21 protein-coding genes and 1 tRNA gene are annotated in these 20,322 nt (G+C 40.5%); 18 read left to right on the top strand and 4 right to left on the bottom strand.

What is annotated here, in order from left to right; all coding sequences use genetic code 11:
* Positions 1-333: 333 nt before the first annotated feature.
* Both ADA56_RS06000 and ADA56_RS05995 read right to left on the bottom strand, forming a co-directional pair.
* Complete coding sequence (locus ADA56_RS06000) at positions 334-1,119, bottom strand: helical backbone metal receptor (RefSeq protein WP_049369798.1); 786 nt, start codon at positions 1,117-1,119, stop codon at positions 334-336.
* A 73-nt stretch (positions 1,120-1,192) separates the two neighbouring features.
* Positions 1,193-3,136 (bottom strand): TonB-dependent receptor plug domain-containing protein, encoded by a 1,944-nt coding sequence (locus ADA56_RS05995; RefSeq protein ID WP_049369797.1) that lies wholly within the window; start codon positions 3,134-3,136, stop codon positions 1,193-1,195.
* A gap of 227 nt (positions 3,137-3,363) precedes the next feature.
* Between ADA56_RS05995 and glyQ the strand changes: the two genes are divergently transcribed.
* The 8 genes from glyQ to ADA56_RS05955 all read left to right on the top strand — a co-directional run bounded on the left by glyQ (position 3,364) and on the right by ADA56_RS05955 (position 9,860).
* On the top strand, positions 3,364-4,272 hold the full coding sequence (glyQ, locus tag ADA56_RS05990; RefSeq protein WP_005695296.1) for a glycine--tRNA ligase subunit alpha: 909 nt from the start codon (positions 3,364-3,366) through the stop codon (positions 4,270-4,272).
* 69 nt (positions 4,273-4,341) lie between these two features.
* Complete coding sequence (locus ADA56_RS05985; protein ID WP_049369796.1) at positions 4,342-4,992, top strand: FABP family protein; 651 nt, start codon at positions 4,342-4,344, stop codon at positions 4,990-4,992.
* Positions 4,992-5,249 (top strand): hypothetical protein, encoded by a 258-nt coding sequence (locus ADA56_RS05980; protein ID WP_005709778.1) that lies wholly within the window; start codon positions 4,992-4,994, stop codon positions 5,247-5,249. The genes ADA56_RS05985 and ADA56_RS05980 overlap by 1 nt, the downstream gene beginning before the upstream one ends.
* A gap of 4 nt (positions 5,250-5,253) precedes the next feature.
* Positions 5,254-5,700, top strand: coding sequence for a hypothetical protein (locus tag ADA56_RS05975; RefSeq protein ID WP_049369795.1), 447 nt, complete (start codon positions 5,254-5,256; stop codon positions 5,698-5,700).
* A 9-nt stretch (positions 5,701-5,709) separates the two neighbouring features.
* Positions 5,710-6,975 (top strand): histidine-type phosphatase, encoded by a 1,266-nt coding sequence (locus ADA56_RS05970; RefSeq protein ID WP_049369794.1) that lies wholly within the window; start codon positions 5,710-5,712, stop codon positions 6,973-6,975.
* A gap of 5 nt (positions 6,976-6,980) precedes the next feature.
* Entirely contained in the window at positions 6,981-7,346 is a 366-nt protein-coding gene (locus tag ADA56_RS05965; RefSeq protein WP_049369793.1) for an endonuclease domain-containing protein, read from the top strand.
* 281 nt (positions 7,347-7,627) lie between these two features.
* Positions 7,628-9,694 carry a glycine--tRNA ligase subunit beta gene (glyS, locus tag ADA56_RS05960; protein ID WP_049369792.1) on the top strand — a complete coding sequence of 689 codons (2,067 nt, stop codon included), beginning with the start codon at positions 7,628-7,630 and terminating at the stop codon, positions 9,692-9,694.
* 89 nt (positions 9,695-9,783) lie between these two features.
* Positions 9,784-9,860: transfer RNA gene (locus ADA56_RS05955), tRNA-Ile, on the top strand.
* Between the two features lie 29 nt (positions 9,861-9,889).
* Here ADA56_RS05955 and ADA56_RS05950 read toward each other — a convergent pair.
* The gene (locus tag ADA56_RS05950; protein ID WP_049369791.1) at positions 9,890-10,639 is read right to left on the bottom strand and encodes a 3-deoxy-D-manno-octulosonic acid kinase; all 750 of its coding nucleotides are present in this window, start codon (positions 10,637-10,639) and stop codon (positions 9,890-9,892) included.
* Between the two features lie 77 nt (positions 10,640-10,716).
* Here ADA56_RS05950 and ADA56_RS05945 point away from each other — a divergent pair, with 77 nt between their 5' ends.
* Positions 10,717-11,772 (top strand): glycosyltransferase family 9 protein, encoded by a 1,056-nt coding sequence (locus ADA56_RS05945; RefSeq protein ID WP_049369790.1) that lies wholly within the window; start codon positions 10,717-10,719, stop codon positions 11,770-11,772.
* A 70-nt stretch (positions 11,773-11,842) separates the two neighbouring features.
* Here ADA56_RS05945 and ADA56_RS05940 read toward each other — a convergent pair whose 3' ends face one another.
* Positions 11,843-12,187: a carboxymuconolactone decarboxylase family protein gene (locus tag ADA56_RS05940; RefSeq protein ID WP_005698020.1), complete on the bottom strand. Its 345-nt coding sequence runs from the start codon at positions 12,185-12,187 to the stop codon at positions 11,843-11,845.
* A 103-nt stretch (positions 12,188-12,290) separates the two neighbouring features.
* Here ADA56_RS05940 and ADA56_RS05935 point away from each other — a divergent pair, with 103 nt between their 5' ends.
* The 9 genes from ADA56_RS05935 to acpP all read left to right on the top strand — a co-directional run bounded on the left by ADA56_RS05935 (position 12,291) and on the right by acpP (position 20,185).
* Positions 12,291-13,181, top strand: coding sequence for a cupin domain-containing protein (locus tag ADA56_RS05935; protein WP_005699604.1), 891 nt, complete (start codon positions 12,291-12,293; stop codon positions 13,179-13,181).
* A gap of 76 nt (positions 13,182-13,257) precedes the next feature.
* Entirely contained in the window at positions 13,258-15,102 is a 1,845-nt protein-coding gene (locus ADA56_RS05930; RefSeq protein ID WP_049369789.1) for an ABC transporter ATP-binding protein, read from the top strand.
* Between the two features lie 133 nt (positions 15,103-15,235).
* Complete coding sequence (gene yceD, locus ADA56_RS05925) at positions 15,236-15,760, top strand: 23S rRNA accumulation protein YceD (protein WP_049357999.1); 525 nt, start codon at positions 15,236-15,238, stop codon at positions 15,758-15,760.
* 22 nt (positions 15,761-15,782) lie between these two features.
* On the top strand, positions 15,783-15,953 hold the full coding sequence (rpmF, locus tag ADA56_RS05920; RefSeq protein ID WP_005544470.1) for a 50S ribosomal protein L32: 171 nt from the start codon (positions 15,783-15,785) through the stop codon (positions 15,951-15,953).
* Positions 15,954-15,974: 21 nt separating this feature from the next.
* Positions 15,975-16,994, top strand: coding sequence for a phosphate acyltransferase PlsX (gene plsX / locus ADA56_RS05915; protein ID WP_049367330.1), 1,020 nt, complete (start codon positions 15,975-15,977; stop codon positions 16,992-16,994).
* An 18-nt stretch (positions 16,995-17,012) separates the two neighbouring features.
* Complete coding sequence (locus ADA56_RS05910) at positions 17,013-17,963, top strand: beta-ketoacyl-ACP synthase III (RefSeq protein WP_049367331.1); 951 nt, start codon at positions 17,013-17,015, stop codon at positions 17,961-17,963.
* A gap of 92 nt (positions 17,964-18,055) precedes the next feature.
* A complete protein-coding gene (gene fabD, locus ADA56_RS05905; protein ID WP_005699605.1) occupies positions 18,056-18,994 on the top strand; it encodes an ACP S-malonyltransferase in 939 nt (312 codons plus the stop codon).
* A gap of 13 nt (positions 18,995-19,007) precedes the next feature.
* Positions 19,008-19,736: a 3-oxoacyl-ACP reductase FabG gene (gene fabG / locus ADA56_RS05900; RefSeq protein ID WP_005695317.1), complete on the top strand. Its 729-nt coding sequence runs from the start codon at positions 19,008-19,010 to the stop codon at positions 19,734-19,736.
* Positions 19,737-19,954: 218 nt separating this feature from the next.
* A complete protein-coding gene (gene acpP / locus ADA56_RS05895; protein ID WP_005544465.1) occupies positions 19,955-20,185 on the top strand; it encodes an acyl carrier protein in 231 nt (76 codons plus the stop codon).
* Positions 20,186-20,322: the final 137 nt, after the last annotated feature.

Below are 20,322 nucleotides of genomic sequence, written 5' to 3'. Positions count from 1 at the left end.
AATCCAAATATCATTTGTTAATTTTATTTTGTCAAATCTCCCCTAACCCCTCTTTGCTAAAGAGGGGGATTATAGTGTCAAGATTTATAATTCTGATGTTTTATTTTAATCATTTATATATAAAAGCTGTAAACACATTATTTTGGGTTAATCTAATCATGCAATACCTCTCTTTAGTAGAGTGGGTGGGATTATAGTGTCAAGATTTATAATTCTGATGGTTTATTCTAATCATTTATACATAAAGACATATAAATATGTCATCTAGAGTTAATTTAATAATGGAATTCCCCTCTTTAGCAAAGAGGGGTTAGGGGAGATTTGTCAGCTACATTATTTTAACTGCTCATAAATCTTCTCCGCCCCTTGCCACACACCGTGATCGAAGCAATAGGTATATTTCATCGGAATGCTTACAAGCGGTTGGTTTTTGAAAAAATCTTGTAACATAGGGTGGTGCAGTAATTCGGCTTGTGCATTGTAACCTTGTTTGTCAGTCAGAGAAATGAGCACATTCGGTTGGCTTAAAATCACTTTTTCTAACGAGAAATTTTGTGCGGTAAGTGGTGTTTTTAACGGTGTTAATCCGAGTAAACTTAACAGCACGGGATATTGCGGATAATAACTTTCTACCACACCAGTTTCTGACAAAATCAGTGTATCAGTAAGCGGTCGATTTAAGTGAAAGTTTTGCGATTTGAGTTTTGTTACTAAATCAGCCGCTTTTTGCTCATTACCCAGTTGTTTGCCTAAGTCTAGAATCAACGTAAATAATTCATCAGGCGTTTGTGGACTGTCGTTAATCGGGATAATCTTCACACCGAGTTTTTTCAGCTCCGCGACTAATTGTGGATAAAAGGTTTCGTTAATCAGAATCGTTTTATCCAAATAGGGCAATAATTCCGTTAATTGCGGTTCTAGTACAGGTTTGTCGGTATTAATTTTATCCAACATCATCAACGGTTTTTTCGAATAAGGCGATTGAGCAGCAATTTGCGAAGGCTCAGCCAGTTCGATAAGCAGTCGGTCACTGCAAAGCGTAAGCGAGACAAATTGTTCCGAAGCCTGAGCGGTAAACGGAAGGAAAAGTGCGGTTAAAATTAAGCGAGTTTTTTGCATATAGATAATGATACGCTACGCTATCAAGAATGTAAAAAGGCGTGCTAAGCACGCCCTTGTTAGTGGGTAATAATTAGAACGATCCTTTCAACCCAACGTAAACATTACGTCCATCTTGACCGTAGCCAAGGTAGTTTTCATATTTTTTGTTGAAGAGGTTGTTGAAGTTCGCATAAATCATCAAGTTTGGAATCACTTGATAATTCACACCAAGGTTTGCCAAAGTATAAGCAGGCATTTTAGTGCGTAGCGGATAAGTGCCAATGCGTTTTCCAACGTAGGAAAGGCTAACATCGATGCCGAATTTCTCTGTGATTTGGTACGCTAAACCTGCATTGGTAGTATGTTTTGGACGATAAGCCACTTCAACACCATTACTGTTTTTCGCACGCATATAGGTGTAGTTAGTGTAAGCGGTCAATTTTTCGGTAAGTTTTCCGTTATATGCTACTTCTACACCTTTAATTTTGGTAATACCTTCAGAGTTAATTGAACGAGAAACAGAATTTGGCCATACGCCTATTGTTTCTGTGGTAATTAAACGATCTACATTACGTCCAAAGTAAGTAATATCAAGGCTGTGTACTTTATCGTTAGTTTCAATCAATAGACCAACATCTCCACCACGGCTGCGTTCAGGTTTTAAGTTAGGATTTCCGATAAATTTACCACTCCAGCCATAAAATTCAGTCATAGTTGGGTTTTGAATAGCAGTCCCTAAACTTGCATGCGCTTTAAAGTTTGGAGATAAGCGATAAGCTCCTGAAATACGTCCTGTCCATGCATTTTCATATTGCGAGCTGCTATTGTAACGACCACTTACAGAAAGGCTATGATCATCTTCAGTAAAAAGGCGATATTCTGCCGCTGCACTTTTCTCTGTTAATTTTTTATTTTGGAAAGTAGCAAAAGAGGATTGGGCATCATAGTGCGTATTTTGATATTCACTTAAGAAGCTAACGCCTTGTTTTACATCACCTTCACGATCAAAATTTACATTTAATTGATAATTTGCGTTGAGTTTTTTACCATCATAGTAGCTATCATTTCCACTTTCTGTGGTATCGCTATCTGTTTTAACATGGCTCATGCTAACTTTATTTTTGAATAGTTCTTCATCGCTACCGACATAACCGCTGAGTTTGAATACGGTTTCACGTGTGCGAGTATAGCTGTCTGAAGTTGGGTTAATTTCAACCAAATGCCCATTACTAAATGAAGAATTATCATAATGCCCTGTTTGTGAAGAATGAGAAGCTAACACTTCTACGCCTTTATCGCCAACATCGTAGCCTAAACGAACAGAAGCATTATCGCGGTGGAATTTATCTTTTTCAAGAGCTCCACCTGTCGTAAATTGTGTACCATTTTCTGCGGTGTAATGGAAAGTGTTTGAGCTAATCGCTGAAATGCCATGAGTGCGATGACTGTCGCCGTGAACAGCATAATAGAAACCGTTATTTTGTCCTGAAGCAGTAACTGAAGCATCTCGGGTGCGGTGAGATCCAGTGCCAAAATCGAAATCTACATTGAATGGTTTATCTTTGTATAAGCCACTTTTGGTAGTGATATAAATTACACCGCCCATTGCATCACTACCCCACAGAGCAGATTGTTCGCCACGTAGTACTTCAATGCGTTCAATGTTGCTCAATGATAAACCGCCGAAGTCATAGCCATAGCCAGAAACTGGGTTTACTTTTACGCCATCAATAATCACAGCAGTGTGATTAGTTTCAGAGCCACGAACGGAGAAATTGGTTAATGTACCACGACCGCCATAAGCCATCATCGTTACTCCTGGCACAGTCTTCAACACATCACTGACATAAGTTGCACCACGTTGTGCGAAATCTTTTTCAGTTAAAACAGTAACAGATGAGGCGGTTTGATGAAGGCTAGTTGGTGTTGCTGATGCTGAATAGACGTTAATCACATCTAATTTTGCCACGTCTTCAGCCGCAGCTAATGCTGGAATCGCTAATAAAATCGCTGAAGTAATCACATTTTTTTTCATTTTAAAATCCCTAGGATAAAAGTCTGTATAAAAGCGCCAGCAGTTTACACATTTGAGGCCTGGCAAGCAAATCTCTCATGATGAAAATAACTCATCATGAAAATGAATGAAATTTAAGAGAAATAAAAAATTTAAGGATTTTTCTGACCGCACTTTTTCGCCTTTATCCGCCTTATAGTTTCAAGTATAATGCCTGTATTTTTCATCACATTGTTATTAAAAAAATTATGAGTACAAAATTCAACGTAAAAACATTCCAAGGCATGATTTTAGCCTTGCAAGAATATTGGGCAAATCAAGGCTGTACCGTTGTTCAACCATTTGATATGGAAGTGGGCGCAGGGACTTCTCACCCAATGACTGCATTACGCGCGTTAGGCCCAGAGCCGATGGCATTTGCTTATGTGCAACCTTCACGTCGTCCGACCGATGGTCGCTATGGCGAAAACCCGAACCGTTTACAACATTACTATCAATTCCAAGTAGTGATTAAACCGTCTCCAGACAACATTCAAGAACTCTATTTAGGTTCCCTTGAAATGCTCGGTTTTGATCCAACACAAAACGACATCCGTTTCGTGGAAGATAACTGGGAAAACCCAACCTTAGGTGCTTGGGGGTTAGGCTGGGAAGTGTGGTTAAACGGTATGGAAGTGACCCAATTTACCTATTTCCAACAAGTGGGCGGCTTAGAATGTAAACCAGTAACAGGTGAAGTAACTTACGGTTTAGAGCGTTTAGCCATGTACATTCAAGGCGTGGATTCTGTGTATGACTTAGTTTGGTCTGACGGCCCGCTTGGCAAAACCACTTACGGTGATGTGTTCCATCAAAACGAAGTCGAGCAATCCACTTACAACTTTGAATACGCGGATACTGATTTCTTATTCTACTGCTTCGATCAATACGAAAAAGAAGCGAAAAGCTTATTAGAATTAGAGCGTCCGTTACCATTACCAGCTTACGAGCGTATCTTAAAAGCGGCACACAGCTTCAACTTGTTAGATGCACGCAAAGCGATTTCGGTCACAGAGCGTCAACGCTATATTTTACGCATTCGAGCATTAACCAAAGGCGTGGCGGAAGCGTACTATGCGAGCCGTGAAGCCCTAGGTTTCCCTGGTTGTAAAAAATAAGGCGAAAAATGACCGCACTTTAAGCATTAACCCAATGAAGCATCAACCCAATGATATAAGGAGAAAATGATGAAAGATTTTCAATACCCAGATGATATCTACACGGAAGCAGAAACCGATCCTAATACGCTCGCGAATTTAGGCCCATTGGCTAGATTAGCGGGTGTTTGGGAAGGTAAGCGTGGTGTGGATATCAACCCGAAAGCAGAAGGGCCAGAAAAAGATCCTTATATCGAGCGTTATGAAGCACACCCAACCGATGGTCAAACCAATGGCCCGCAACTCTATTATGGATTACGTTATCACACCCATATTGTTGAGCCAGGCGAAGTGGAAACATTCCACGATCAAGTCGGTTATTGGTTATGGGAACCTGAAACAGGCAATATTTTATTAACTGGTAGCATTCCACGCGGCCAAACGTTTATTGCTGTCGGTAATGCACCGGCTGATGCAAAAGAGTTTACTGTAAAAGCGGTACGCGGTTCACTAACAAACGGTATTATTTCGAATCCGTTCTTGGAGCGTTCATTTACCACGGAAAGTTTTGAAATGACGGTGAAATTCCATGATGATGGCAGTTGGTCATATGATCAAACCACTATCCTGATTATCCCGAATTATGATGCCCCATTTGAACATCGCGATCGTAACCGCTTAACTAAAATTGGCGAACCGAAATTGAACCCAACTGCGGCAGCCGAACAAGAAGGTGAATAATGAAACCCATTCTTTATTATGCGGCAGATTGCCCAGATACAGCGCCATTTGTGGCAGAGTTAAAACGCTTGGGTGTGGATTATGAGTCAGTGGAAGTATTATCTTCCATTCCAAACTTGAAACAATGGTTACGCTTACGTGATCGTCACGCCGCATTTGATGATGCCAAAGCACAAGGCTATGCGGGCTTTCCAGCGTTATTGTTAGATGATGATCGTGTTATTTTAGATGAATCCAAATTAAAAGAGATTTTTTAAAGTGATGAAGAAGGTCAGTTTTTTACAATTTTTATTTAAAATTGGCGATGACTATTTAATGTTTCTACGAAATTTAACGCCTGCAGTGTTATTTTTATCACTGGCATTATTTATGTTTTCTGAGCTGGATTGGGTACATTGGGGCTGGAGTGATGTACCAGTGCTGTTTTTATGCCTCGCTTCTGGATTTATTGCACTCAGTGTAATGGCAATCAATACTGTCGCTTTTGTACGCAAGATGCTGAAAACCTTAAGAGCATTAAGCGGAGAGAGTGAACTTGATGAAAATATTGGTACGCTCGCATTATTTAAAATGCTCTGGGTGGAGAGCAACAGTAAACAACTAATCTTTTTTGCGGTAGTCAATATTGTTGCAGTATTTATGGTGTTAGTTTACGGCAGCAAATATGCCTTGAATTTTTATAGCTCAATTTCAGCATTAAATGATTAAGTCTCGAATATGAAAAAAATAACCCTAAAATTCACCGCACTTTTGCTTGGTTCTGCTTTAGCAACTAGCGTGTTGGCAACAGAAAATCACCAAAATACACAGAATTCAGATTATGAGCTTGAGAAAGTCTTAATTTTCAGCCGTCATGGATTACGCTCGCCAGTGGAAAAAGATCCACAAGAAATGGCAAAATATTCCCCGTATGAGTGGGCGAAATGGGATGTGCCATCAGGTTATCTCACGGCAAAAGGTACAGTATTAGAAACCTACTTCGGACAATATTTAGGTCAATGGCTTGCGGATAAAGGGTTATTAACAACTGAACGTTGTGCATCAGGCGAAGGCATTTTCGCTTATGCGAATGGCGTGCAACGCACAATTGCAACGGGGCAAGCTATTGTGGCAGGGGCTTTTGCCGGATGTAATGTGCAATTACACCATCGCGGTGAAATTGGTTCAGAAAAAGATCCAATTTTTACTACAAAAGTCCACAACCCAAGCAAAGCCTTGATTGAATCTGCAAAAAATAATGTTGATTTAACCGCTTTACAGAAAAAATTAGCACCAAATTATGCGCTATTGAGTGAAATCATTGATTACAAAAATTCACCAAACTGCTTACAAAAAGGCGAATGTGATTTAGGTGGAAAAGTCGGTGAATACAGTATTAAAGATGGCAAGTCGGTCAAGATTACTGGTTCTATTAGCACCGGGAAGAAAATTGTCAGTGCGTTATTGCTTGCACATTATGTGGGTAAGCCTGATTCAGAAATTGCCAACGGTCGTGTGAATAGCCAAGACAAATGGCGTGCAATTAACGAAATTAAAAATGAATATTACCGCACGTTATTTAAAAATAACGAAGCGTTAGCACAAAATGCATCATACCCGCTATTGGCATTTATTCAGCAACAGCTAAATAGTGAAAACAAAATTAACTTGTTGGTTGGACACGATTCTAATATCGTCGCTCTGCTTGCCGCACTGGGTGTTGAGCCTTATGAGTTGGATGATTCGTTGGAAAATATCCCAATCGGTGGCAAGTTGCTATTTGAAGTGTGGAAACACAAACCCAGTGGTAAGCTCAAATTTAAGTTGGATTATGTTTATCAAACCACTGAACAGCTGATTAATATCACGCCATTAAGTTTATCAACACCACCAAACCAAACCGCCTTAACTCTCAAAGGCTGTGAAAAAGATGAAAAGGGCTTCTGTGATTACGAACGTTTTCAACAGGTGTTGAGTGAGAGTATTAAGAACGGTAAGAAATAGCGTTCATGCAACCCTATGAAAAATACTTAAAAGAGAATTCGCAGAAATTGCGAGTGGATCAAACGGATGCGGAAAGAAAATTATGGCAACGCATCAATCGAGATCAATTATTAGGATTTCGATTTAATCGACAAAAGCCACTTTTAAGTTATATCGTTGATTTTTATTGTGCGAAAGCAAAGCTGATTATCGAATTAGATGGTAGTCAGCACTATGAACCTGATTATCAGGAAAAAGACGCATTGCGAGATGCAGAATTAAATTCACTTGGTTTTACGGTGATGCGATTTAGTAATGATGAAGTCATGCGTGAAATTGAAGGTGTAGTAGAGCAGATTTATTTGTTTTTGGAGAATGTGAGGGCTGATTGAGTATGAGGTTGGATTAACCTCTGCCAAATCTCCCCTAACCCCTCTTTGCTAAAGAGGGGGATTTATTGAGTAAATTGATAGTAACTGACTCATTTACATTTTAATTTCAATAGAGATTAAATTATCTGCTTTCAAAAAACGTTAAAGTAGAACATAAATATTTAACCCTCCAAAGATCCAATCCCCTCTTTAGCAAAGAGGGGTTAGGGGAGATTTGGCAGAGGTAATAACAAAGAAAATAAGAATTTAAATCTACAGAATTTTTAAATAAGAGAAACAAAATGACAACCCAAAACTTCCTAGTAGAAATCGGCACAGAAGAGCTGCCACCAAAAGCTCTCAAAACATTAGCGACCTCTTTTGCGGATAACGTTGAGGCGGAATTAAACCAAGCGGGCTTATCATTCGACAAAATCGAATGGTTTGCGGCGCCGCGTCGTTTGGCGGTGAAAGTATTAAACTTAGCAACACAGCAACCGAGCAAAGAGATCGAAAAACGTGGTCCGGCAGTGTCAGCTGCCTTTGATGCAGAAGGTAAACCAACTAAAGCGGCAGAAGGCTGGGCGCGTGGTTGTGGAATTACCGTTGATCAAGCAGAACGTATTGCGACCGATAAAGGTGAATGGTTAGTTCACCGTGCAAAAATTGAAGGTCAACCGACCAAAAACTTGCTGAACGATATTGTGGCTAATGCCTTGGCGAAATTGCCAATTCCAAAACCAATGCGTTGGGCAGACAAAACCGTGCAGTTTATTCGTCCGGTTCATACTGTGACTATGTTGTTAGGTGATGAGTTAATTGAAGGCGAAATTTTAGGTGTGGCAAGTGCTCGCACCATTCGCGGTCACCGTTTCTTAGGCGAGAAAGAATTTGAAATTCAACATGCAGACCAATATCCACAATTATTGCGTGATAAAGGTTCTGTGGTAGCAGACTTCAATGAACGTAAAGCAGAAATTCTTGCAAAATCTCAAGCAAAAGCGACCGCACTTGGCGGCGTGGCTGACATTGAAGAAAGCTTACTTGAAGAAGTGACTTCGTTGGTGGAATATCCAAATGTTTTAGCGGCAAAATTTGAAGAGCGTTTCTTAGAAGTGCCTGCGGAAGCCTTGGTTTACACCATGAAAGGCGACCAAAAATATTTCCCGATTTATGACAAAGACGGCAAATTATTACCGCACTTTATTTTTGTATCAAACATCAACCCAGAAGATCCAACCGCGATTATCGAAGGGAACGAAAAAGTGGTTCGCCCACGTTTAACCGATGCGGAATTCTTCTTCAAAACCGACTTAAAACAAAAACTGGTTGATCGTTTACCACGTTTAGAAACTGTGTTGTTCCAACAACAGCTCGGTACATTGAAAGACAAAACTGACCGTATTGAACAACTTGCAGGCGAAATTGCAAAACAAATCGGTGCAGATGAAGCGAAAGCAAAACGTGCGGGTTTACTGTCAAAATGTGACTTGATGACCAACATGGTATTTGAATTCACCGATACGCAAGGTGTAATGGGTATGCACTACGCTCGTCATGATGGTGAAGATGAAGAAGTGGCAGTAGCATTAAATGAGCAATATATGCCACGCTTTGCGGGTGATGAATTACCTAAATCTTTGGTGGCAAGTGCGGTCGCTTTAGCAGATAAATTTGACACCTTAACGGGGATCTTCGGCATCGGGCAAGCTCCGAAAGGCAGTGCAGACCCGTTCGCATTACGCCGTGCAGCATTAGGTGCATTGCGTATTATCGTTGAGAAAAACTTGCCTCTGGATTTGGAAGATTTAGTGAAAAAATCCACCGCACTTTTCGGTGATAAACTCACGAATCAAAACGTGGTTACTGATGTGGTGGACTTCATGCTCGGTCGTTTCCGTGCATGGTATCAAGATGAAGGTATTGCGGTGGATGTGATTCAAGCAGTATTGGCACGTCGTCCAACTCGTCCTGCTGATTTTGATGCGCGCGTGCGTGCGGTTTCACACTTCCGTACTTTAGATTCAGCGGAAGCGTTAGCAGCAGCAAACAAACGTGTAAGCAATATCTTAGCGAAAGCGGATGCTGCAATTGGCGAGATCAATTTGACCGCTTGCGTAGAGCCAGCAGAAAAAGCCCTTGCTGAAGCGGTACTTGTATTACGCACTGAAGTACAACCGCTTATCGCGCAAAGTGATTACACGGCTGTATTAGATAAATTAGCGAACTTACGTGCACCGGTAGACAGTTTCTTTGATAACGTAATGGTAAATGCTGAAGATCCAGCATTACGCCAAAACCGCTTAGCGATTTTAAACACGTTACAAGGTCTGTTCTTACAAGTGGCGGATATTTCGGTATTGCAATAATAGATCTAAAAAGGATGGTCAATTTTCAAACGACCATCCTTTTGTATATAGACTTCAACGGATTATTTCTCTATAATCACCCGCACTTTCCCCCCTTAGCTCAGTCGGTTAGAGCAGGCGACTCATAATCGCTTGGTCACTGGTTCAAGTCCGGTAGGGGGGACCATTCACAGAGATCGCATTAGGCGGTCTTTTTTATTGCCTTTCTCTGATGCGTTTTAGGTTGTTATATCCTTTCAATAATTCAGCCCAATTTTCTTCATTGAATTGAATATTCATTCTGCCGACTTCTTTGACAAAAGAGCGGTGTAATCTTTCTAAGTTGCTTTGTTTCCAAAAATCGCCTGATTTTTGACCGCACTTATCGAAATCAATGAGCCAACATTTTTGTTCATTTCCAAGTTGTTGAACGAGAATATTGTGAGCGTTGAGATCCGTATGGCAAATTTGTAAATCATGTAACTGGCGAATTAATTTACCAATGGCTTGCCAGATATCATTCGGTAGCTGCTGGGTTTGCAAAAGTGCGGTCAGATCCTGGGCATTTTCGATCTTTTCAATCAATATATCCGCTTGGTAGCAAATACCTAATTTGCCTTTTTTAACACGTGCAGCAATCGGTTTGGGTACGGCTACACCTGCTTGATGGAGTTGATTTAAAAGCTGAAATTCCGCCACGCTGCGAGTTTCAGTAAATGATTGAAAACGATAGCGATCTTTGTTGAATTTTCCCCATAAACCACCGCGATAATAGTGACGAAGGGCTGTATTTACACCAAACAGATCTTTTGTATCCAGGAAGTAGGTTGTGCCACGTCCTTTGGCTGAACCGGTAATACGTTGTTGTTTTTCCCAAAACGCCGATTCAAAAAATAAAGCGGGCTCCGTTGGTTTTTCCGTGAGATTAAAAAGAAAGAATTGATTATCTTGTTGGAATTCAAGCATTTTAGTTGAACCGAATAATAGAAAATGCTCTCATTCTACTTTAAAATAGGTGGAAATTAAATGCGCGAGGAACTCAAATGTCCCATTCTCCACTTTTTACCTCTCCCCCTAAATCACTTTGTATTTTGCGTTTGTCTGCGGTGGGTGATGTTTGCCATGCACTTGCGGTGGTACAACATATTCAACGTTATTGGCCGCAAACAAAATTAACGTGGATTGTGGGTAAAACAGAAATGGGCTTGCTTTCTGGTATAGAAGGCGTGGAACTTGTTCCTTACGATAAAAAGAGCGGTTGGAAAGGCGTATGGAATTTATGGATGTTTTTGAAAAATAATCAATTTGATGCGCTTTTGAATATGCAGACGGCATTTCGTGCTTCTATTATCTCTCTTGGTATTCAAGCGAAATATAAAATTGGGTTTGGCAAAAAACGTTCTCGAGAAGGGCAGTGGTTGTTTGTGAATCGTCGAGTTCAAGATCCTGAAACGCCTCATGTACTAGATGGTTTCATGGCTTTTGCAGATTATCTTGGTGTACCACCGGCAGAGATGCTTTCTTGGCAATTGGCAATTTCTGATTCAGATCGAGAATATGCCAAACAGTTTATTGATCCTACACGTAAAAATCTGATTATTTCCCCTTGTTCTAGTAAAGTCGAGAAAGATTGGTTGATTAAACGTTACGCGGAGGTGGCGAACATTGCTCATCAACATAATGTGAATGTAATTTTTTGTAGCTCGCCGGCAAAACGTGAATTAGATATGGTGAAAAAAATTACCGCACTTTGTGACTTTCAACCGGTTGATGCTTCAGGAAAAACCAGTTTGAAACAACTTGCTGCATTAATTCATCAAGCAAATTTAGTCATCTCGCCTGATTCTGGGCCCGCTCATATCGCGACCACGCAAGGAACACCTGTCATTGGATTGTATGCCTATCATAATCCATTGCGCACCGCGCCTTATCATAATCTGGATAATGTGGTGTCAGTATATGAAGAAAATGTGCAAAAAGAACAAGGAAAACCTTCATGTGAATTACCTTGGGCAACAAAATTAAAAGGCAAAAATTTAATGGCTGAAATTCAGGTAGAGCAAGTGGTAGCTCAGATGAGAGCGTTGAATTTATTTTAAAGTGCGGTCAATTTTAGAGATAAAAAAGCCCTCAAATGAGGGCTAAAAGAATCATAAAGTTCCTTGCGAATTATTCGCCTTTTTGTGCGTTGTAAGCTTCTAATGCACGAAGAGAGTAGGTGTAAGCTGCACCTGCATTTAATGCGATAGACATCGCTAATGCTGCTGCCACTTCTTCTTCAGTTGCACCTGCTTTCACTGCTTCATCAGCATGTACGCCAATGCAGCTTTCACAACGTGTTGTTACGGCAACTGCTAATGCAATTAATTCACGGGTTTTGGCATCTAATACGTTACCTTCTGCCGCCGCCGCACCTAATGCGCCGTAAGCTTGTAACATTTTAGGGTATTTTTTACCTAATGCACCGAATGATTTTTTAACGTGTGCTACATCATTTTTCCAATCTGCAAACATTGTTTTTCTCCTTAAATTAAGTACAAATTTCGAGAGGAATTATAAGCAGATTAGCGTATGATACTTGTCAAATTGTCTTAACTTTTAGACGGAAAATCTCACAATGGATTATTTAGATAAATTAACTCAGCTAGCGCAAGTGCGTGGGGAAATTAATATTCGCTGCTTGTTTCAAGGGGATTGGCAAGTTGAACATCAGCCAGATACGGCGGAATATCAAGGTTTATTTCATTTAATCGAGCAAGGTGAGTGCTGGGTAACCTTGGCGGGAAAACAGTTTCATTTGAAGAAAGGCGATCTCTTTTTTCTCCCTCAAAATCGACCGCACTTTTTGGGCAGTTCTCAACAAAAAAGAGAGAATAGTCTACAGAGAGCGCAATCAAATGCACTTTTTCATGTTCATCAAATAGGAGCAGGTACGCCCGATCTGAAGATGTTTTGTGGAACATTTTATTATCAAAAACCGTCATTATTAATTGATTCGTTACCAGATTATTTACATCTTTCGCTGCAAAATACACCTGTGCAGCCCTTGGTTTCACTTTTTTTACAAGAAGCCGAGAAACCAGAGCAAGGCACAAAATCCGTGATCGACGCACTATCAAATGTGTTGTTTATTTATATTTTGCGTCATGCACAGCAAATAGGTTTGCTCAATCAAGGCTTATTAGCCGCGTTACAGGATAAAAGGCTGAATCAAGTCCTTGAAAAAATTCTGTTTTCACCTCAATTAGATTGGAATATTGAGCAATTAGCAGAGTTGGCATCGATGTCTCGAGCGACCTTTATGCGGATCTTTCAACAGCAATTAGGGATGCCACCAGGAAAATTTCTCACACAAGTGCGGTTAGAAATGGCGGCGGTTTTATTGAAAAATACGCAAAAGACTATTTTGGCAATCGCTCTTGAAATAGGGTATCAATCAGAAGCACATTTTAGTAAGGCGTTTAAAGCAATTTATGGGCTTTCACCGAGCCAATTTCGCAAAACCTAGCCCATCGTTTAAAACTTGCGTTATAATGACCGCACTTTAGGCGGCTCTGTCGCCTTTCATTTTTTAAGGTATTGTTATGTTTAATAAAATATTTTCATGGTTTGAAAACCGTTTAAATCCTTATCCAGAAAGTAATCCAACGACGCCTGAAAAAGGCTTATTCCGTTTTATTTGGTCAAGCATTGATGGCATGAAAGGCTGGATCTTTTTACTCGCGGTATTGACGGTCGGTACTGGTGTAATGGAAGCCTTACTTTTCCAATTTATGGGGTTATTGGTGGACTGGCTAGGCGCTTATACACCAAGCACGCTTTGGCAGGAAAAAGGGCATTTGCTTGCCGGCATGGCAGCCTTGCTCATTTTCAGTATTGTATGGTCATTTGTGGGCGTGAATGTACGCTTACAAACGTTACAAGGGGTGTTTCCAATGCGTTTGCGTTGGAATTTCCACCGTTTGATGCTGGGACAAAGCTTAAGTTTCTACCAAGATGAATTTGCAGGTCGTGTATCGGCGAAAGTGATGCAAACTGCTCTTGCGGTGCGAGATACCGTCATGACCATTGCGGATATGCTGGTGTATGTTGCCGTCTATTTTATTACTTCAGGCTTGGTGCTTGCAGCTTTAGATACTTGGTTTTTAGTGCCGTTTTTCTTATGGATTGTGGCATTTGTGACTATTTTACTCCTGCTTATTCCTCGTTTAGCAAAAACTGCACAACGACAAGCTGATGCGCGCTCTTTAATGACAGGACGTATTACGGATGCTTACTCAAATATTGCAACGGTGAAACTCTTTTCACATGATGCGAGAGAAGCCAATTATGCAAAACGTTCCATGGAAGAATTTATGGTCACCGTGCATGCACAGATGCGTTTGGGGAGTTCATTAGATACCTTAACTTATGCAACCAATATTTTCTTAACGTTAAGCACCGCGATTTTAGGCGTGGTGTTGTGGCAAAACGGTCAAGTCGGTGTGGGAGCAGTAGCTACAGCAACCGCGATGGCGTTACGTGTAAATGGTCTTTCTCGTTGGATTATGTGGGAATCAGCTCGTTTATTTGAAAATATCGGGACAGTGAATGATGGTATGGCAACACTAACCAAACCGCATACCATTGTTGATAAGCCAAATTGTGTTGCATTAGAAGTAAAACAAGGTGAGATCAAATTTAATAATGTTTCGTTTGCCTATGATCCGAATAAACCGTTACTTAACCATTTTAATCTCACCATCAAACCGGGTGAAAAAGTGGGCTTAATTGGCCGTTCTGGTGCAGGTAAATCAACCATTGTGAATTTACTTCTACGTTTCTACGAAGCGCAAGAAGGTTCAATTACCATTGATGGTCAAAATGTTTTAGATGTAAGCCAAGAAAGCCTTCGTAGTCAGATTGGTCTTGTAACACAAGATACCTCGCTTTTACACCGTTCTGTTCGTGATAACATCATTTATGGTCGCCCAACTGCGACGGACGAAGAAATGATCAATGCGGCTAAACGTGCGGAAGCAGCCGATTTCATCCCTTATCTCAGCGATGCGCAAGGTAGAAAAGGTTATGATGCTCATGTCGGTGAACGTGGGGTAAAACTGTCGGGTGGTCAACGCCAACGTATTGCGATTGCACGTGTCATGTTAAAAGATGCACCAATTTTACTACTAGATGAAGCGACCAGTGCACTAGACTCCGAAGTGGAAGTGGCGATCCAAGAAAGTCTCGACAAGATGATGGAAAATAAAACGGTTATTGCCATCGCTCACCGTTTATCCACTATTGCGGCAATGGATCGTTTAATTGTGTTAGATAAAGGGCAAATTGTCGAGCAAGGGACTCACGCAGAATTACTTGAACAAAATGGCCTTTATGCTCGCCTTTGGAAACATCAAAGTGGCGGCTTCTTGAGTGAGCATGCTGAGTAAAACACAGGAAAAAATGACCGCACTTTGCAAAGGTGTAAATCTTGAGAGAGTTTAGATAGAGATTGAACTTTTCTCATAATTAGTGCGAATTTCCTTTGACTATTTTATTGACAACAGGTAATATTCGCACCCTATGCAAAAGGTAAAACTACCCCTAACCGTTGATCCGGTTAAAGACGCTCAACAAAGAATTGATTATGATGGTTATTATACCGCTAGTCAGTTAGTGCGTTTAGCTGAATCTACGGGGAAAGTGCTCAGCGATGCACAGGTAACATTATCGTTTTATATTGATCCACAAAAATTAGTGGTGATGAAAGGGCAAGTACAAGTTGATGTCGAACTAGACTGTCAACGTTGTGGCGAACCATTCAAACAAACATTGGAATGTCATTTTATGTATAGTCCAGTGGCTAATTGGGATCAGGCTGATGACTTGCCGGAAATTTATGAGCCAATCGAATTTAATGAGTTTGGTGAAATAGATTTACTTGGTGCAGTGGAAGACGAACTTATTTTAGCTCTACCGCTTGTTCCAATGCATTCATCTGAACACTGTGAAGTGTCCGCGCACGAACAGGTTTTTGGCGAATTGCCTGAAGAATTGGCAAAAAAACCGAACCCGTTCGCTGTATTAGCTAATTTAAAGCAAAAGTAAATTAAATTTAGGAGTATAGCCAATGGCTGTTCAACAAAACAAAAAATCTCGTTCACGTCGTGATATGCGTCGTTCACACGATGCATTAACTACTGCTGCAGTATCAGTGGATAAAGCAAGCGGTGAAACTCACTTACGCCACCACGTAACTGCTGACGGTTACTACCGTGGTCGCAAAGTGATCAATAAGTAATTTCACTTATAAGGTATTCACTTGAACCGTCTAACCTTAGCGTTAGATGTGATGGGCGGGGACATTGGTCCCCGTATTACTATCCCCGCATCTCTTTCAGCGTTGGAAGCAGATCCAATGCTCTCTTTAGTGCTGTTTGGCGATAGCCAACAAATTTCCCCTTTACTGGAAAATGCACCTTCTTCCCTTTTAGAACGTATTCAAATTCATCATTGCACAAAGACTATTGATAACAATCAAGGTATTTCTCATGCATTGCGTCATAGCAAAGGTACGTCGATGCGTTTAGCTATTGAAATGGTTCAGAAAGGTGAGGCGCAAGGTTGTATCAGCGCAGGAAATACGGGTGCATTAATGGGATTGTCAAAGGTTCTCTTACAGCCTTTAGAGGGGATTCAACGCCCAGCGTTGGTATCCTTATTACCGTCGATGACGGGTGATAAAACCGTGATGTTAGATTTAGGCGCAAACGTAGAATGTTCTGCTCAAAATCTTTATGAATTTGCCATCATGGGCTCGATCTTTGCCGAAAACCGATTGAACTTAGTTTATCCACGTATTGCCTTACTCAATATTGGTGTGGAAGAAATTAAAGGGCATCAATCCATTCGTGAAGCTGCGAATTTATTAGAAAAATCGACCGCACTTAATTATACCGGCTTTATTGAAGGTAACTTTTTATTAAATGGCGAGGCTGATGTGATCGTGAGTGATGGGTTTTCGGGAAATATTGCATTAAAAACCCTTGAAGGGGCGGCTAAAAATCTGTTATCTCTTCTGAAAGGAAAAGAAAAACAGCCTATTTTTAAATCGCTTGCCAAATTTATTCTGCGTTTTTTCTTTAAAGATGCTTATCATCGCTTGAAACGCATTAACCCTGATGAATATAATGGGGCGTCTTTACTCGGATTAACGGCTGTTGTGGTGAAAAGCCATGGCAGTGCAAATGTGGATGCATTTGCTCGTGCAATTGCGGATGCAGCTTTGCAAGCGCGTTTGCAAATTCCACAAAAAATCTTGGCGGGTTTACAACGTTATTAATTAATAAGTTTTGATATTATGAATAGTAGAATTTTATCCACCGGTAGCTATTTGCCGAGCCATATTCGTACCAATGCGGATTTGGAAAAAATGGTTGATACTTCAGATGAATGGATCGTGACTCGTTCAGGCATTCGTGAACGTCGTATTGCAGCAGCAGATGAAACTGTTGCAACAATGGGATATGAAGCAGCCAAAAATGCACTTGAAATGGCCAACCTTGATCCTCAAGAAATTGAGTTGATCATCGTTGCGACAACCAGTGGTTCTCATGCTTATCCAAGTTCAGCTTGCCAAGTTCAAGGTTTATTAGGCATCGAAGACGCAATTTCTTTTGACTTAGCGGCGGCTTGTACCGGTTTTGTTTATGCTTTAGGCGTAGCGGATAAATTTATTCGTTCAGGCAGCGTGAAAAAAGCCCTTGTGATTGGTGCAGATCTTAACTCGCGTAAATTAGATGAAACCGATCGTAGCACTGTCGTGTTATTTGGTGATGGTGCAGGTGCGGTGATCTTAGAGGCATCAGAGCAAGAAGGCATTATTTCAACGCATTTACATGCATCGCCAGATAACAATGCGGCATTACTACTTCCACAAGCTGAACGTGGTGTGGAGAAATCTGGTTATATTGAAATGCAAGGTAACGAAACCTTTAAATTAGCGGTACGTGAGCTTTCTAATGTGGTGGAAGAAACCCTTTCTGCTAATAATCTCCAAAAAACAGATATTGACTGGCTTGTGCCACATCAAGCGAATTTACGTATTATCACCGCGACAGCGAAAAAATTAGAGATGGATATGTCGCAAGTCGTGGTAACGCTTGATCGTACAGCGAATACCAGTGCGGCGACTGTACCAACCGCTTTAGATGAAGCAGTGCGAGATGGTCGAATTCAACGCGGTCAATTGCTTTTACTCGAAGCTTTTGGCGGTGGTTGGACTTGGGGTTCAGCATTGGTGCGATTCTAATTAATTTGTTAGAATCTCGACAGAATTTTAAAAGTGCGGTTAAATTTGACCGCACTTTCAACATTTAAACGATGAAGAAATAGGAAGAAAACATGAAAAAATTCGCAATGGTTTTTCCAGGACAAGGTTCTCAAGCTGTTGGCATGTTAGCTGATCTTGCTAACGAATATCCGGTAGTCACCGAAACTTTTAAACAAGCATCTGAAGCGCTTGGCTATGATTTATGGAACTTGGTTCAACAAGGGCCAGCAGAAGAATTAAATAAAACTTGGCAAACTCAGCCGGCATTATTAGCGGCATCCGTTGCGATCTTCCGTGTATGGCAAGAAAAATACCCACAATTGCAACCAAGTGTGATGGCTGGTCACAGTTTAGGTGAATATTCAGCATTAGTTTGTGCAGGTGTCATTGATTTTAAAGATGCGATTAAATTAGTGGAATTACGCGGTAAATTAATGCAACAAGCAGTACCAGAAGGTACTGGTGCAATGTATGCGATTATTGGCTTAGATAATGAAGCGATTATCAATGCATGTAAACAAGCCGAGCAAGGCGAAGTGGTATCTGCGGTAAACTTTAACTCACCAGGTCAAGTAGTCATTGCTGGAGCGAAAGAAGCGGTAGAACGTGCAGCAGCATTATGTAAAGAAGCGGGTGCAAAACGTGCTTTACCATTAGCGGTAAGCGTGCCTTCACATTGTGCATTAATGAAACCAGCAGCAGAACAATTGGCCGTAACACTTGAAGGCATTACGCTTAATGCGCCAGCAACACCAGTATTAAACAACGTGGATGTCAAAGCGGAAACAGAAAGTGCAGAAATTCGTACCGCACTTATTCGTCAGTTATATAGCCCAGTTCGTTGGACTGAAACCGTTGAGAAAATGGCGCAAGATGGCGTAGAAGTTTTAGTTGAAATCGGCCCAGGTAAAGTATTAAACGGTTTAACAAAACGTATCGTGGCAGAATTACAAGCAACATCAGTAAATGATGCAGCATCATTAGATGCTGTTGAAGCATTATTAGCATAAAAGGGGATTAAAAATGCAAAATAAAATCGCATTAGTGACAGGTGCAACACGTGGTATTGGCCGCGCAATTGCAGAAGAATTAGCATCAAAAGGTGCATTTGTAATTGGTACCGCAACCTCTGAAAAAGGTGCTGATACAATTTCAGCTTACCTTGGTGACAAAGGTAAAGGTTTAGTATTAAATGTGGCAGACAAAGAAAGTATTGATGCCGTATTAGAACAAATTAAAGAACAATTCGGTGATATTGATATCCTCGTGAATAACGCAGGTATCACTCGTGATAACTTATTAATGCGTATGAAAGATGAAGAATGGTTCGATATTATGCAAACCAACTTAACCTCTGTATTCCATCTTTCTAAAGCAATGTTGCGCTCCATGATGAAAAAACGTTTCGGTCGTATCATTACTATCGGTTCAGTGGTGGGCTCAATGGGTAACCCTGGTCAATCTAACTACTGTGCCGCAAAAGCCGGCTTAATTGGTTTTTCTAAAGGCTTAGCAAAAGAAGTGGCATCACGTGGTATTACTGTAAACGTTGTGGCGCCAGGCTTTATCGCAACAGATATGACAGAAGTGCTTACTGAAGAACAAAAAGCGGGTATTCTTGGTAATGTCCCAGCTGGTCGTTTAGGTGAGCCAAAAGATATCGCAAAAGCGGTAGCGTTTTTAGCTTCTGACGATGCGGCTTATATTACCGGTACCACATTACATGTGAATGGTGGCTTATATATGAGCTAACCCTTTCATGGGGATATATGAGTGATTTTGTCTATAACATATAGCAAAGCAGTTTAGTTAATGATAAAATCCCAATCGCAATGTAACTTTTTCTCTGTATGTGTTTTTACATTGCCTGTTTTTTTGTGGTGCGACCACCTAAGAAATAGTTGCAACTTTATCAAAAATGCATACACTAACCGCTCTTAAATGAGTTAAAACAACAATAGGAAAAACAAATGAGTATTGAAGAACGCGTGAAAAAAATCATCGTTGAACAATTAGGTGTTAAAGAAGAAGACGTAAAACCAGAAGCTTCTTTCGTTGAAGATTTAGGTGCGGACTCTTTAGATACAGTTGAATTAGTAATGGCTTTAGAAGAAGAATTCGATATCGAAATTCCTGATGAAGAAGCTGAAAAAATCACAACTGTTCAATCTGCGATTGACTACGTTCAAAACAATCAGTAATTTTTAAGTTGGGCGATCTTTTAGGTCGCCTAATTTTTTTCTTTAAATTTCTTTTCTACATTCTTTATCTTCAAATAAAAAAATATATCTAAATCTCTTAAATTTCTGACCGCACTTTCCTTTTTTAATCTTTCTCA

Source organism: Parahaemophilus parainfluenzae, assembly GCF_001055095.1.
GTDB lineage: Bacteria > Pseudomonadota > Gammaproteobacteria > Enterobacterales > Pasteurellaceae > Haemophilus_D > Haemophilus_D parainfluenzae_Z.
Note: the sequence above shows the minus strand (reverse complement) of the source record. Positions and strands in the feature narration are given on the sequence as shown.